Origin of the sequence: Arthrobacter silvisoli, from assembly GCF_003369445.1 — a bacterium.
In the GTDB taxonomy this organism is placed as follows: domain Bacteria; phylum Actinomycetota; class Actinomycetes; order Actinomycetales; family Micrococcaceae; genus Arthrobacter; species Arthrobacter silvisoli.
In genome coordinates this window covers 21824-36297 of sequence record NZ_QRCU01000016.1, presented here as the reverse complement: position 1 = coordinate 36297, position 14474 = coordinate 21824, and the positions used below count along the sequence as shown (strand labels likewise).

Annotated in this window: 10 protein-coding genes and 1 pseudogene; 1 reads left to right on the top strand and 10 read right to left on the bottom strand. The window is 67.9% G+C overall.

What is annotated here, in order from left to right; all coding sequences use genetic code 11:
• Positions 1 to 49: 49 nt before the first annotated feature.
• The 10 genes and pseudogenes from DWV11_RS03125 to hisI form a co-directional block, all read right to left on the bottom strand.
• On the bottom strand, positions 50 to 1507 hold the full coding sequence (locus DWV11_RS03125; protein ID WP_115787439.1) for a glutamate synthase subunit beta: 1458 nt from the start codon (positions 1505 to 1507) through the stop codon (positions 50 to 52).
• Positions 1500 to 6113, bottom strand: coding sequence for a glutamate synthase large subunit (gene gltB, locus DWV11_RS03120; protein ID WP_115787438.1), 4614 nt, complete (start codon positions 6111 to 6113; stop codon positions 1500 to 1502). The genes DWV11_RS03125 and gltB overlap by 8 nt, the downstream gene beginning before the upstream one ends.
• A 259-nt stretch (positions 6114 to 6372) precedes the next feature.
• On the bottom strand, positions 6373 to 7503 hold the full coding sequence (gene lgt, locus DWV11_RS03115; protein ID WP_115787437.1) for a prolipoprotein diacylglyceryl transferase: 1131 nt from the start codon (positions 7501 to 7503) through the stop codon (positions 6373 to 6375).
• Between the two features lie 93 nt (positions 7504 to 7596).
• Positions 7597 to 8409, bottom strand: a complete 813-nt coding sequence (gene trpA, locus DWV11_RS03110; RefSeq protein WP_115787436.1) for a tryptophan synthase subunit alpha — start codon at positions 8407 to 8409, stop codon at positions 7597 to 7599.
• Positions 8409 to 9820, bottom strand: a pseudogene (trpB, locus tag DWV11_RS03105) (tryptophan synthase subunit beta). The gene trpA and the pseudogene trpB overlap by 1 nt, the downstream one beginning before the upstream one ends.
• A gap of 71 nt (positions 9821 to 9891) precedes the next feature.
• A complete protein-coding gene (gene trpC, locus DWV11_RS03100; RefSeq protein WP_115787435.1) occupies positions 9892 to 10710 on the bottom strand; it encodes an indole-3-glycerol phosphate synthase TrpC in 819 nt (272 codons plus the stop codon).
• 2 nt (positions 10711 to 10712) lie between these two features.
• Positions 10713 to 10985: an HGxxPAAW family protein gene (locus DWV11_RS03095; protein WP_115787434.1), complete on the bottom strand. Its 273-nt coding sequence runs from the start codon at positions 10983 to 10985 to the stop codon at positions 10713 to 10715.
• A gap of 88 nt (positions 10986 to 11073) precedes the next feature.
• On the bottom strand, positions 11074 to 11646 hold the full coding sequence (locus DWV11_RS03090) for a Trp biosynthesis-associated membrane protein (protein ID WP_115787433.1): 573 nt from the start codon (positions 11644 to 11646) through the stop codon (positions 11074 to 11076).
• A 38-nt stretch (positions 11647 to 11684) separates the two neighbouring features.
• A complete protein-coding gene (locus tag DWV11_RS03085) occupies positions 11685 to 13271 on the bottom strand; it encodes an anthranilate synthase component I (RefSeq protein WP_115787432.1) in 1587 nt (528 codons plus the stop codon).
• Positions 13272 to 13335: 64 nt separating this feature from the next.
• Positions 13336 to 13728: a phosphoribosyl-AMP cyclohydrolase gene (gene hisI, locus DWV11_RS03080; RefSeq protein WP_115787431.1), complete on the bottom strand. Its 393-nt coding sequence runs from the start codon at positions 13726 to 13728 to the stop codon at positions 13336 to 13338.
• A gap of 89 nt (positions 13729 to 13817) precedes the next feature.
• Here hisI and DWV11_RS03075 point away from each other — a divergent pair, with 89 nt between their 5' ends.
• The gene (locus DWV11_RS03075) at positions 13818 to 14462 is read left to right on the top strand and encodes a TIGR03085 family metal-binding protein (RefSeq protein ID WP_115787430.1); all 645 of its coding nucleotides are present in this window, start codon (positions 13818 to 13820) and stop codon (positions 14460 to 14462) included.
• Positions 14463 to 14474: the final 12 nt, after the last annotated feature.

Sequence of the window (14474 nt, the reverse complement as noted above, 5' to 3'; positions counted from 1 at the left end):
CCTACCCTAGTAATTGTGCTGCTGGATGTGGATGGGGAATTTGCGGTGCCTAAAGGACAGAGATCGCCCGGTCCGTAGGAGCGACGGGCGCCGGGAGGATGGTGCTTCCCATGAGGTGCTTGTCGACGGCGGCCGCGCAGGCGCGCCCTTCGGCGATCGCCCAGACGATGAGGGACTGTCCGCGTCCGGCGTCGCCGGCCACGAAGACCCCTTCGGTGTTGGTCATGTAATAGCCGTCGCGGGCCACGTTTCCGCGGCCGTCGAACTCGGCGTGCACCTGCTCGGTGATGCCGGCCGGTTCGGCCCCGGTGAAGCCCAGGCTGAGGAAGACCAGGTCGGCCCGGATAACGCGCTCGGTGCCGGCCTTGGGCAGGCGCTTGCCGTCCACGAACTCGGTCTCGGCAACCTTGACACCGGTGAGCCGGCCGTTTTCTCCGACGAAGCCGACCGTGGACGCCAAGTATGTGCGCTCCCCGCCTTCTTCGTGGGCGCTTGCGACCTCGAACAGCGTCGGGAAAGTCGGCCACGGCTGGTGCGCTGCGCGCTCCAGCGGCGGCTGCTTGCCGATCGCCAGGGTGGTAACGGAAGCGGCGCCGTGGCGATGCGCGGTGCCGAGGCAGTCGGCACCGGTGTCGCCGCCGCCCAGGATCACCACATGCTTGCCGCGGGCGTCGATCTGGTGTTCGATCTTCTCCCCCGCAACCGCGCGGTTGGCCGGAACCAGGTAGTCCATGGCGAAGTGGATGCCCTCAAGCTCGCGGCCCGGGATGGGCAGGTCGCGCGGCACCGTGGCACCGGTGGCGATGACGACGGCGTCGTAACGGCGGCGCAGCTGCTCCCAGGTGACGTCGGTGCCGACGTTCACGCCGGTGCGGAAACGGGTGCCTTCGGCCTTCATCTGCTCGATGCGGCGGTCGACCTGTTCCTTCTCCATCTTGAAGTCGGGGATGCCGTAGCGCAGCAGGCCGCCGATCTTGTCGTCACGCTCGTAGACGGCGACGGTGTGGCCGACGCGGGTCAGCTGCTGGGCAGCGGCGAGCCCGGCGGGGCCGGAACCGACCACCGCGACGGTCTTGCCGGAAAGGCGGGTGGGCGGCAACGGCTGGACCCAGCCGTTTTCGAAGGCCTCGTCGATGATCGAGACCTCCACCTGCTTGATGGTGACCGCGGGCTGGTTGATCCCCAGCACGCAGGACGCCTCGCAGGGGGCCGGGCACAGGCGGCCGGTCCACTCCGGGAAGTTGTTCGTGGCGTGCAGGCGTTCGATGGCTTCCTCGCCCTTGCCCCGCCACGTGAGGTCGTTCCATTCGGGGATCAGGTTCCCGAGAGGACAGCCTTGGTGGCAGAACGGCACGCCGCAGTCCATGCATCGGCCGGCCTGGCTCTTGAGCACGCCCTTGTCCTGGGCTTCGTACACTTCCTTCCAGTCCATGATGCGGACCGGAACGGGGCGGCGTGGCTGCGTTTCGCGCTGCCGGACTTTCAAGAATCCGCGTGGATCAGCCACCGGTTACCTCCAGAATTCGGGACCAGACTTCTTCGCCGTCGGGGTCGAGGCCCTCTTCGATGGCGGAGAGACGGGTCTGCAGGACTGCAGCGTAGTCGCGCGGCAATACCTTGGTGATGCGGGCGGCCGTGTCGTCGAAGTTCTCGAGCAGGCGGCCAGCCAGGACAGATTCGGTTTCCTCCAGGTGCTTGACCAGCAGGCCGTGCACGATGTCACGGTCCTCGGCGTCGAGTTCAAGGAGCTGGAGCTCGCCGGAGTCCAGGGCTTCCTTGTTGACGCGCGCGGGCTGCAGGTCCAGCACGTAGGCGGTGCCGCCGGACATGCCGGCGCCGAAGTTGCGGCCGGTGCGGCCGATGATCAGGGTCTGGCCACCGGTCATGTACTCACAGCCGTGGTCGCCGATGCCTTCGACGACGGCGGTGGCACCGGAGTTGCGGACCAGGAAGCGTTCGCCCACCTGGCCGCGCAGGTACAGTTCGCCGCTCGTTGCGCCGTAGCCGATCACGTTGCCGGCGATGACGTTGCGTTCGGCCTGGAACACGTTGTTGCGGTCCGGGCGGACGATGATCCGGCCGCCCGAGAGACCCTTGCCGACGTAGTCGTTGGAGTCGCCGAACATGCGCAGGGTGATGCCTGCGGGCAGGAAGGCGCCCAGGGACTGGCCGGCGGTGCCGTTCAGCGTGATGTCGATCGTGTCCGTGGCCAGCACGTCGGTGCCGAAGGTCTTGGTCACCACGTGTCCGAGCATCGTGCCGACCGAGCGGTCCGTGTTGATGACATCGAGGGAGATCTTGACCGGCGAACGGTCGCTGAGCGCCTCGGCGGCCATGGTGATGAGCCGCTGGTCGAAGTGCTTGTCCAGCTCGTGGTTCTGGCCGGTCAGGTTGCGCAGCGGAACGTCGTCGTCGAACTCAAGGCCGTGCAGGATCGGATCGAGGTCCAGTCCGTCGGCCTTCCAGTGGTCGATCGCGTCACGGGAGTCGAGCATCTCGGCGTGGCCGATGGCCTCTTCGAGGCTGCGGAAGCCTAGCTCGGCCAGCAGTTCGCGCACTTCTTCGGCAAGGAATTCGAAGAAGTTGACCACGAATTCGGGCTTGCCGGTAAAGCGGGAGCGCAGCTCCGGATTCTGCGTGGCCACGCCCACAGGGCAGGTGTCCAGGTGGCAGACGCGCATCATGATGCAGCCCGAAACCACCAGCGGAGCGGTGGCAAAGCCGTACTCTTCGGCGCCCAGCAGGGCGGCGATGACGACGTCGCGGCCGGTCTTGAGCTGGCCGTCCACCTGAACCACCACACGGTCGCGCAAGCCGTTGAGCATGAGGGTCTGCTGGGTCTCGGCAAGGCCGAGCTCCCACGGAACACCCGCGTGCTTGAGCGAGTTCAGCGGCGAGGCTCCGGTTCCGCCGTCGTGACCGGAAACCAGCACGACGTCGGCCTTCGCCTTGGTCACGCCGGACGCCACCGTGCCGATGCCAACCTCGGACACCAGCTTCACGTGCACCCGCGCCGAGGGGTTCGCGCGCTTGGCATCGTAGATGAGCTGCGCGAGGTCCTCGATCGAGTAGATGTCGTGGTGCGGGGGCGGGGAGATGAGCCCGACGCCGGGAGTCGAGTGGCGGGTGCGCGCAACCCACGGGTACACCTTCTGGGCCATGAGCTGGCCGCCCTCGCCGGGCTTGGCGCCCTGGGCCATCTTGATCTGGATGTCCTCGGCGTTGCTCAGGTACAGGCTGGTCACGCCGAAACGTCCGGACGCGATCTGCTTGATGGCAGAACGGCGCTCCGGATCCAGCAGGCGGTCCACGTCCTCGCCGCCTTCACCGGTGTTGGACTTGGCTCCCAAGCGGTTCATGGCAATGGCAAGGGTTTCGTGGGCTTCCTTGGAGATGGAGCCGTAGCTCATCGCACCGGTGGAGAAACGCTTGACGATGCTGGAGACCGGCTCGACTTCCTCGAGCGGCACCGGCTGGCGGAGGCCGTCCTTGAACTTGAGCAGGCCGCGCAGGGTCATCAGGTTCTTCGACTGGTCGTCGATGCCCTGGGTGTAGGCCTTGAAGATGTCGTAGCGGCGCTCACGAGTGGCGTGCTGCAGGCGGAACACCGTCTCCGGGTTGAAGAGGTGCGGTTCACCGTCGCGGCGCCACTGGTACTCGCCGCCGCCGAGCAGCGGGCGGTGCGGCTGCTCGATGCCGCCCTCCGGGTACGCCATCTGGTGGCGTGCCGAAACTTCGGCGGCGATGACGTCCAGGCCCACACCGCCCAGCTGGGAGTGCGTGCCGGAGAAGAATTCGTCCACGAGTTCCTGGGACAGGCCCAGGGCTTCGAAGGTCTGGGCACCGGTGTACGAGGCCACGGTGGAGATGCCCATCTTGGACATGATCTTCAGGACGCCCTTGCCGAGGCCCTTGATCAGGTTGTAGACGCCGTCCTCGGGAGTGACTCCCACGACTTCGCCGGTACTGATGAGCTGCTCCACGGATTCCATGGCCAGATACGGGTTTACGGCGGAGGCGCCGTAACCGACCAGGACGGCGACATGGTGCGTTTCGCGGACGTCGCCGGCCTCGACCACCAGGGCAGTCTTGGTGCGGTTTGCGCTGCGCAGCAGGTGGTGGTGCACGGCGCTGACCAGCAGCAGCGACGGGATCGGGGCCCACTGCGCGTTGGAGTCACGGTCGGACAGCACGATGTACTGCACGCCGCGGTTGATCGCGCCGGAAACCTGCTCGCAGATCTCGGTGAGGCGGGCACGCAGGGCCGCTTCGCCGCCTTCGGGGCGGTAGAGGCCGCGGACCTTCATGGCGATCTTGTCGCCGTCGGCGTTTTCGATGTTGGCGATCTTGGCAAGCTGGTCGTTGTTGATCACCGGGAACGGCAGGGACACCTGCGGCTGACGGACCTGTCCGACGTCGAGCAGGTTGCCGTTGGGGCCGATCGCGCACTTGAGGGAGGTGACGAGTTCTTCGCGGATGGCGTCCAGCGGCGGGTTGGTGACCTGCGCGAAGGACTGCACGAAGTAGTCGAACAGCAGGCGCGGGCGCTTCGACAGCACGGCCACCGGGGTGTCCGAGCCCATGGCACCGAGCGGTTCGGCGCCGGTGCGGGCCATCGGGCCGAGCAGGATCTTCAGCTCTTCGGTGGTGTAACCGAAGGTGCGCTGGCGGATGTTCACGGACGCGGCGGTGTGCAGCACGTGCTCGCGTTCGGGCAGATCGTTGAGGTCGATCAGGTTGTCCTTGAGCCACTCGGCCCACGGGTTGGCGGCGGCCACTTCCGCCTTGACCTCGGCGTCGTCGATGATCCGGCCGGCCTCGGTGTCCACCAGGAACATCTTGCCCGGGGACACGCGGCCCTTCTTGACCACATTGGACGGCTCGACGTCAATCACACCGACCTCGGAGGCGAAGACGATGAGGCCGTCTTCGGTGATCCAGTAGCGTCCGGGACGCAGGCCGTTGCGGTCCAGGGTGGCACCGACGAGGTTGCCATCGGTGAAGGACACGGCGGCGGGGCCGTCCCACGGCTCCATGAGCAGCGAGTGGTACTCGTAGAAGGCACGGCGTGCCGGATCCATGGTGGCGTGGTTTTCCCAGGCCTCCGGGATCATCATCATGATCGAGTGCGTGATCGGGCGGCCGGAGAGCCACAGGAGCTCGGCCACCTCGTCGAAGGAAGCGGAGTCGGAGGCACCCGGGGTACAGATCGGGTACAGCTCTTCCGGGGCGTCGCCGAGCAGCGGGTTGGCCAGCTGCGACTGGCGGGCACGCATCCAGTTCCGGTTGCCCTTGACGGTGTTGATTTCACCGTTGTGCGCGATGGTGCGGAAGGGCTGGGCCAGCGGCCACGACGGGAAGGTGTTCGTGGAGAAGCGCGAGTGGACGATCGCCAGCTTGGTCTTGAAGCGCTTGTCGGACAGGTCCGGGTAGAACGGCTCCAGCTGGGCGGTGGTCAGCATGCCCTTGTACACGATGGTGCGCGAGGACAGGGACGGGAAGTACACGCCGAACTTGTTCTGGGCGCGCTTGCGGATGCGCCAGGCACGGGAGTCCAGCTCGTTGCGGTCCAGGGTCTCGCCGGTTGCGGAGGCGAAGAACGGCTGGGCGAAGTACGGCATGCAGGCACGTGCCATGGCGCCGACAAGGTCGGCCACGACAGGGACCTCGCGCCAGCCGAGGACAGCCAGGCCCTCGTCGGCGGCGAGTCCTTCGATACCGGCCTTGGCGGTCTCCGCCTCGCGGCCCTCGGCCGGCAGGAAGGCGGTACCCACCACGTACTGGCCGGGAGCGGGCAGTTCGAACTCGGTGACAGCGCGGAAGAATTCGTCCGGGATCTGCATCAGCAGGCCGGCGCCGTCGCCGGTTCCTTCGTCAGCGCCGACGGCGCCGCGGTGTTCAAGGGCGCGCAGTGCGGTCAGGGCCGCATCCACGATGTCGTAGCCGGGCTCTCCACGCAGCGTGGCGATGATTGCCAGGCCACAGGCGTCCTTCTCCTGCTCCGGGTTGTACAGGCCACGGGCTTCCGGGAGCGCAGCGAAACGCTTGAACGGAGAGATGACTCCCTGCGGCTCAACCGTTCCGGTCTGGCTTGGGCGATGAAGACGGGTCATGAAGACGTCCTTCCTCGAGATCGTGCGAATGGAAGGGACAACGTTGGCCCCACCTTGCCGGCCGTGTGATGGGCACAACAAAGCGCTGAATTACTGAAATTGTAGGCCAGCCACCAACGCGCAGCGAAGAGTTACGCATGGGCTCCGGCCCGTCTTGACCCTGGCGGCGATCGTATGCTGCCCGATTGTCACGAAGGTGCCACGACGCTGTGGCGGGGGTTCTTGGCGGTAGCCCGGTGCCCCAGGGCCGCGACGTCGGCTAGGTGGTCCTGCCTGCGTCCGGCCCGGATTCGGACCCGGCCTCCCCCGGGCCTCCGGCGGCCTGCGGTGCGGCTTCCGATGGGGTGTCCGAGGGGGTTTTCCCGTCCGCGTCCGAAGGCGCCGAGGGGTGGGTCAGATCACTGTTCTTCTCCGGGAGATTACCACGCGAACCACTATCTGAGACAGAACTGTCCGAATCATGACCGGTGAGAGTGGTCACGTCGCGGCCCGGTCCGTGCCCGGCCAGGTACACCGAATCCGGGGTTTTGGCGCTCCGGATTCCGAGGAGGACGAAGACGATGAGGGCGAGGAGGAAGACGAAAATGCTGGTCCAGACGTTCAGGCGGGTGCTGATCCCGAACAAGGTGATCTGCTCGGCGTCGTCGATCCGCAGGGCCTCGATCCAGACCCGGCCGAGCGTGTAGTACATCGCGTACAGCCAGAACAGCCGGCCGCGGCGGAAGTGGAAGCGGCGGTCCAGGAGCAGCAGGATCCCGACGCCGGCCAGGTTCCAGAGCGATTCGTACAGGAACGTCGGGTGGAACAGGGTGTCGGCGGGCATGCCGGCCGGGAAGTTCGGGCTGGCGGGATCGATCTGCAGGCCCCAGGGCAGGGTGGTGGGACCGCCGAAGAGCTCCTGGTTGAACCAGTTGCCCCAGCGCCCGACCGCCTGGGCAAGCAGCAGCCCGGGGGCGGCCGCGTCCAGGAAGGCGGTGAGCTTGAGTCCGAGCCGGCGGCAGCCGATCCAGGCACCGACGGCTCCGAGGACCACGGCACCCCAGATGCCCAGGCCGCCGCGCCAGACCTGCGGGATCAGGCTGAGGTCGCCCGTACCGTCGAAGCCGGGGCCGAAGTAGGCGTCCGGCGAGGAGAACACGTGGTAGAGCCGGCCGCCGATGATGCCGAAGGGGATGGCCCAGATGGCGATGTCCCACAGGCTCCCCTCGGGCGCGCCGCGGCGCTTCCAGCGGACCGCGGCAAGCCACAGGCCCACGATGATGCCAAGCAGGATGCACAGCGCATAGGCGTGGATGCGCAAAGTCCCCCACGGCAGCGGGATGTCGAATCCGGACCAGCCCGGACTGGGAATGCTCAGTGGGGCTGCTGCTGCGTGGAGGAGGCTCTGCATCTGCTTAAGTTGTTCCTTTTCCTGGGGCTCCGCTGGGTTTCCAGCGGGAGAGGGTGCCTGCGGTCAGGGTGCTGGCTGTCCGGGCGCCGCCGGTCAGGCCTGCGCGGGTTCCCGGCGGAGGCCGGCGCTGAGGTCCTTGGTGAGCTTCCCGACCGCGTCCACGCCGCCGTCGCGCACAGCCGCAACCAGGGCGCTGCCGACGATCACGCCGTCGGCGTAGGCCGCGATTTCGCGGACGTGCTCGGGGGTGGAGACGCCCAAGCCGACGCAGACGCGTTCGGCGCCCGCGGCGTGGGTGTCGGCCACGAGCTTCTCGGCGCTGCCGCTGACGGCCTGCCGCGTGCCGGTGATGCCCATGATGGACACCGCGTAGACGAAACCGCGGCTGGCTTTGACGGTCATTTCCAGGCGCTCGGGCGTGGAGGAAGGCGCCACGAGGAACACCCGGTCCAGGCCGTACTTGTCCGAGGCCTCGATCCATTCGGCGGCCTCGTCCGGGATGAGGTCGGGCGTGATGAGGCCCGCTCCCCCGGCTTCGGCGAGGCGGCGGGAGAACTCGTCCACGCCCATGCGCATGACAGGGTTCCAGTAGGTCATGACCAGGACCGCTGCATCGGTGACTGCGGTGATGCCGGCGACGACGTCGAAGACGCTGGCCACGCGGAAGCCGTTGGCGATCGCCTCGGTGGTGGCTGCCTGGATGACCGGGCCGTCCATGACGGGGTCCGAATACGGGATGCCGATCTCGATGAGGTCGGCGCCGTTGCGGGCCAGTGCGATGCCGGCGTCGATGCTGGCCTGCACGTCCGGGTAGCCCGCGGGCAGGTAGCCGATGAGGGCGGCGCGGCCCTCGGCCTTGGCGCGGTCGATCGCTGCCGCGGCCTTGCTGGCGGTGTTCTCGCTCATCAGTTCTGCTCCTCCGTGCTGCGCTGTTCCTCTGCTGCGCTGCGCTCCGCCGGGCCCTTGGGTGCGCGGGTGGAAAGTGTGGTGCCCTTGACGTTGCCGTCCTCGTCGAGCATGTCGAACCAGGCAGCCGCCGTCTCGACGTCCTTGTCACCGCGTCCTGAGAGGTTCACGATGATCGAGACCTCCGAGGGGTCTGCCTTGCCTTCGGTAAGGCGCTGGCCCACCTTGATGGCGCCGGCCAGGGCGTGGGCAGACTCGATGGCGGGCAGGATGCCTTCAGTGCGGCACAGGAGCCGGAACGCGTCCATCGCTTCGGTGTCCGTGATGGGTTCGTAGCTGACGCGGCCGATATCGGCGAGGTAGGAGTGCAGCTGACGCGGCCGATATCGGCGAGGTAGGAGTGCTCCGGGCCGACGCTCGGGTAGTCCAGGCCCGCCGAGATCGAGTGCGATTCAACGGTCTGGCCGTCCTCGTCCTGCATGAGGTAGGAACGGGCGCCGTGCAGCACCCCGGGGCGGCCCAGCGTGATGGCCGCTGCGTGCCGGCCGGTCTCGACGCCGTCGCCGCCGGCCTCGAAGCCGTAGATCTTCACGGAGGAGTCGTCCAGGAAGGCGTGGAACAGGCCGATCGCGTTGGATCCGCCGCCGATGCAGGCGCAGACGGCGTCGGGCAGCTTGCCGGTCTGCTCCAGGATCTGGGCGCGGGCTTCTTCGCCGATGACCTCGTGGAAGAAGCGCACCATGGCCGGGAAGGGGTGGGCGCCGGCCGCGGTACCCAGCAGGTAGTGGGTGTTTTCGACGTTGGTGACCCAGTCGCGGAGGGCGTCGTTGATCGCGTCCTTGAGGGTCTGGGAGCCGTTGGTCACCGGGACCACCGTGGCGCCGAGCAACTGCATGCGGGCCACGTTGAGGGCCTGGCGGCGGCAGTCTTCGGCACCCATGTAGACGACGCATTCCAGGCCGAGCAGGGCTGCTGCAGTGGCACTGGCAACACCGTGCTGGCCGGCGCCGGTTTCGGCGATCACGCGCGTCTTGCCCATGCGCTTGGCGAGGAGGGCCTGGCCGAGGACGTTGTTGATCTTGTGCGAACCGGTGTGGTTGAGGTCTTCGCGCTTGAGGAAGATCCGGGCGCCGCCGGCGTGCTGGGAGAAACGCTTGGCTTCGGTAAGCAGGGAAGGACGGCCCGAGTAGTTCTTGTTCAGGTCATTGAGCTGGGCAATGAACTCGGGATCGGCCTTGGCCTTCTCGAAGGTGTCCTGCACCTCGTCCAGGGCCGCGATGAGCGACTCCGGCATCCAGCGCCCGCCGTAGGAACCGAAGTACGGCCCGCTCGCGTTGCGCAGCGAAGCTCCGCCCTGCAGGAATGCGTCGGCCGCATTCTGCTCCGGCTTGGATGTTGGTGCGTCCACCAAAGGTCTCACCGTCCTGTTCAGTTGATGGTTCGGGTTCTCCCGGGCGGCGCAGCGCCGCCCGGGAGCTGGCGTCAGCGGCTGACGGCCATGGCGGCCGCGCCGGCCGCCTTGAATTCGGCAATGCGTTCCCGCGGGGTCGAGTCGCTGACCAGCGCCTCTCCCACGAGGATCGCGTGGGCGCCGTTGCCCGCGTAGTGTGCGACGTCGTCGGCGTTCCGCACGCCCGATTCCGCCACGACGACGGCGCCGGCCGGAATGTTCCCGGCAAGCGAGGCGAAAAGGGAACGGTCGACGTCGAGCGTCTTGAGGTTGCGCACGTTCACGCCGATGATGCGCGCTTGGGCGGCGGCCGCACGCTCGATTTCCTCGGGCGTGTGGGTTTCGACCAGCACATTCATGCCGAGTTCGTGGCTCAGGGCGCTGAACTCCTGCAACTGGGCGTCGGACAGGGCCGCGACGATCAGCAGGATCAGGTCCGCGCCGTGGGCGCGGGCTTCCCAGATCTGGTACTCGTCGACCGTGAAGTCCTTGCGGAGCAGCGGGATGTCGACGGCGGCACGTACGGTATCCAGGTCAGCGAGCGAGCCGTTGAAGCGGCGTTCCTCGGTGAGGACGCTGATCACGGAGGCGCCGCCGTCGGCGTACTGCTTGGCGAGGGCCGCGGGGTCGGTGATCGAGGCAAGGTCTCCCTTGGAAGGGCTGCGCCGCTTGATCTCGGCGATGACCTTCAGCTCATCGCGCTGCGTCGCGGGCCCGCCGAGCGCGGTCCAGGCGTCGAGGGCCGGGGCTGCAGCCGCGGCACGTTCCTTGACTTCGGCGAGGCTGCTCAGCCGCTGGCGGGCAGCCATGTCCTCCCTGACACCGACGATGATGTCATCAAGAACGGTCACAGTCAGTGGCCGGCGTTCTTCAGCTTGCTGCCGCCGACGCCGTAACCGGCCTTGCGCATCGCCCAGCCGGCGACGAGGCCGACGATCATGACCACGACACCGGCGACGAACACCGGGGTGTTGGCGATGACGAAAGCGATGGAGGACACGAGGGCCCCGACGAGCATGACAATCACGCAAGTCCACGCAGCCGGGCTGTTGCCGTGGCCGATGGCGTCGCTGTGGCTGGCGGCGGTTTCGGGGGCTTTGCTGGCGGACACGGTGGTTTTGCTCATGGTGAAATCTCCTCAGGATGGATACTGCTTACATTCTGCCATTTATTGGCAGGCCCCGGGACACGGCCGGCGCCGTGGCCCGCACACGTTACGTCGGGTCTTCGCCCCGCGACAGGCTGTCCCAGCTGTCGATCTCATCGACGGGGCCGCTGCCGCCGCGAGCGGCCTGCCCGCGGTCGTACTTGGTCCGCGCCTTCCAGTAGCGGCCGGCCGCGGGCAGCGCCAGGGCGCACAGTGCCAGGAGCGAGGCGGCGACGACGGCGAGGACCGGGAAGGGCGTGGCGGTCACCGAGGCGTCGCCTCCGGAAATGCCCGTGCTGGCGGCGATGGTGCCTTGGGCGGCACCGAGCGGATCGGCGAGGACCGTTGCCGCCGCGACGATGATTCCGGCCGAGGCCAGCAGGACGAGCGCGGCGATGATCCAGCGCGCGATCCGGCCGGCGATCGAAGCCGCCAGTCCCCCGGCGAGGGCCACCAGGGCAAGGGCGGTCACGGCGGTGGCCGCCTTGCTGCCCTGGACGTGGAGTTCGGCGTTGGCCGCGACCGCGGGGTCGAGGCGGACGTCGATCCAACTTTGGGTGGTGGTGCCGAACACCGCCAGGGCGAACACAGCCGTGGCCAGCACGAGGTTTGCCTTGCGCGCCCAGAACGGGGGCTTCACGGCCCGTTCCGTTCCCGCGCCGCGGGCATCTGCGGACGTCACTTCGCGCTTGCCCCGCCGCCCGTACCGTCGGCGCCGCCGTCGACCGATTCGGCCGAGATGTTACGCAGGGACGCGGCGATGTGCGCGGCGCGCAGGGGTGCTGCCGCCTTGTTCACGGTTTCGAGCGCTTCGGCGGGCTTGTGCGAATCGGCGACGATGCCGCCGCCGGCCTGGACGTACGCCCGGCCTTCGCGCAGCAGGGCCGAGCGGATCGCGATGGCCATATCCATGTCGCCGGCGAAGTCGAGGTACCCGACCACACCGCCGTAGATCCCGCGGCGGTGCGGCTCAAGCTCATCCAGCAGCCGCAGCGCCCGGGGCTTGGGCGCGCCGGAGAGGGTGCCGGCCGGGAAGGTGGCCTTCAGGACATCGTACGCGGTGGCGCCGGGCGCGAGGTCGCCGACGACGGTGGAGACCAGGTGCATGATGTGGCTGAACCGCTCGACCTCCATGAACTGGGTGACATCCACGGTGCCTGCGACGCAGACCTTCGAGAGGTCGTTGCGGGACAGGTCCACCAGCATGAGGTGCTCGGCGCGTTCCTTCTGGTCCGCGAGCAGCTCGGTGGCCAGTGCCTTGTCCGCCTCGACGGTCTTGCCGCGGGGCCGCGAACCGGCAATCGGGTGGGTGATGACCTCCCCGTCCTTCACGGTGACGAGCGCCTCCGGGGAGGACCCGACGATGGTGTAGGCCCGGCCCTCGGCGTCCTCAAGGCTGAACAGGTACATGTACGGGCTCGGGTTGGTGTTGCGCAGCACCCGGTACACGTCGAGCGGGTCGGCGGAACACTCCAGTTCGAAGCGGCGGGAGATGACCACCTGGAACACCTCGCCGTCCACGATCGCTTCCTTGCCGCGGTCGATGGCGTTCAGGTACTCCTGCTCGTCCCACCGCTCCTGCACGCTGGAGGCGAAGTCGAGAGCCTCGCTGGCGAGCACGGAGACAGGCTGCGCTACGGGGGTGCTGATCTGTTCGAGCAAGGCCTTCACCCGGGCGACGGCGTCGTGCCAGGCCTCGTCCACCCGCTCGGAGCTGTTGTCGAAGTTGATGGCGTTCGCGATGAGCAGGACGGTGCCGTCCATGTTGTCGTGCACGGCCATGTCCGTGACGAGGTTCAGCGCCATTTCGGGCAGCTGGAGGTCGTCTTCGGGCGGGCTGGTCAGCTTCTCCCAGTGGCGCACGGTTTCCCAGCCAAGGAAGCCCACCAGGCCGGAGGTGAACGGCGGCAGGTCAGGGAAACGCTCGGTCTGGAGCGCCGCCACGGTGTCCCGGACGGCGTCGACGGGGCTGCCGTCAACCGGAACGCCCACCGGCGGTTCGCCGATCCAGTGGGCCTGGCCGTCCTTGCTCGTCAGCGTGGCGCGCGAACGTGCGCCGATGAACGAATAGCGGGACCACACGCCGCCCACGGCAGCCGATTCCATCAGGAAGGTGCCGGGCTGGCCCTGCGCCAGCTTGCGGTAGAGCCCGATCGGGGTTTCCGCGTCGGCCAGCACCTTCAGGCGGACCGGAATGACCCTGCTGTGTGCGGCGAGTTCGCGGAACTCCTCCAGGCCCGGGCTGATGATTCCAAGGTCCTGCATGGCTATTCTTCTCCGCCTCTTCTTGTGTCGGGGTGGGGTGGGGTGGCTTAGTCGGGGGCGCCGGTCACCGCGCCGAAACAACGGCGCCGAGATCCCGGCCGTCAAAGCAGGTCCGGGTTCCGGTGTGGCACGCGGCGCCGACCTGGTCGACGCGGACCAGCAGGGCGTCGCCGTCGCAGTCCAGGGCGACCGACTTGACGAACTGGACATGCCCGGACGTGTCCCCCTTGCGCCAGTATTCCTGGCGGGACCGGGAGAAGAACGTGACGCGCCCCGTGGTCAGGGTCCGGTGCAGGGCTTCGTCGTCCATCCAGCCCAGCATCAGCACTTCGCCGCTGTCATGCTGCTGGATGATCGCGGCCACCAGGCCTGCTGGATCGCGTTTCAGGGCAGCGGCAATTTCCTCCGGGAGGGGGCCGGCGGCGAGGGCGGTGCTGGGTACTGGCTGATCAGACATCGGATCAAGTCTAGTGCCTTCGGGACTCCGGGATTCCAGCGGCGGTTCCAGTGCGCATCGAGGCTGCTCTCGTGCTAATTTCACAAGTGATGCATTTCGTCGATCCCTCCCGTGAAGTATTGGCCGAAACCCTTCTGGCGGCCGGTCCTGACTCGCCCACGCTCTGCGAAGGGTGGCAGACCCGGGACCTCGCCGCGCACCTGTATTTGCGCGAACGGAAGGCAGCCGTGGGGATCGGCCTGCTGGTGAAGGGGCTGGCCAAGGCCTCGGACAAGGCCACCGCGAAGCTCGCGGCCAAGCTGGATTCACCGGAAGCCTACGCCGAGCTCGTCAACACCTTCCGCAGCGGTCCCCCGGCGCTCTCGCCGCTGAGGATCAAGGCCCTCGACGAGTCCTCCAACCTCATCGAATATTTCGTACACACCGAGGACATCCGCCGCGCCGGCGACCGCTGGGCGCCCCGGGCCCTCGACGAGGCCTACTCGGACGCCCTCTGGGACGAGCTGATCAAGCGGGCCGCGATCCTCTATCGCGGCGTGGACCTCGGCATCGTGCTGGTGCGGCCCACCGGTCCGCGCCATGTGGCCAAGCGGGCCCCGGTGTCGGTCGCGATCGTCGGCGACCCGGGCGAACTGCTGATGCACGCCCACGGCCGCACCCGGCATGCGCTGGTTACCTTCGAAGGCCAGCCGGACGCCGTCGCGCTCCTGCAGTCCGCCGAAGTCGGTCTCTGACCGCTCCTGACT

What these genes read in the sequence shown, in the direction of transcription:
- gltB (WP_115787438.1), bottom strand. Translation starts at nt 6,113, where the DNA reads ATGACCCGTCTTCATCGCCCAAGCCAGACCGGAACGGTTGAGCCGCAG.
- lgt (WP_115787437.1), bottom strand. Translation starts at nt 7,503, where the DNA reads ATGCAGAGCCTCCTCCACGCAGCAGCAGCCCCACTGAGCATTCCCAGT.
- trpA (WP_115787436.1), bottom strand. Translation starts at nt 8,409, where the DNA reads ATGAGCGAGAACACCGCCAGCAAGGCCGCGGCAGCGATCGACCGCGCC.
- DWV11_RS03095 (WP_115787434.1), bottom strand. Translation starts at nt 10,985, where the DNA reads ATGAGCAAAACCACCGTGTCCGCCAGCAAAGCCCCCGAAACCGCCGCC.
- DWV11_RS03085 (WP_115787432.1), bottom strand. Translation starts at nt 13,271, where the DNA reads ATGCAGGACCTTGGAATCATCAGCCCGGGCCTGGAGGAGTTCCGCGAA.
- hisI (WP_115787431.1), bottom strand. Translation starts at nt 13,728, where the DNA reads ATGTCTGATCAGCCAGTACCCAGCACCGCCCTCGCCGCCGGCCCCCTC.
- DWV11_RS03075 (WP_115787430.1), top strand. Translation starts at nt 13,818, where the DNA reads ATGCATTTCGTCGATCCCTCCCGTGAAGTATTGGCCGAAACCCTTCTG.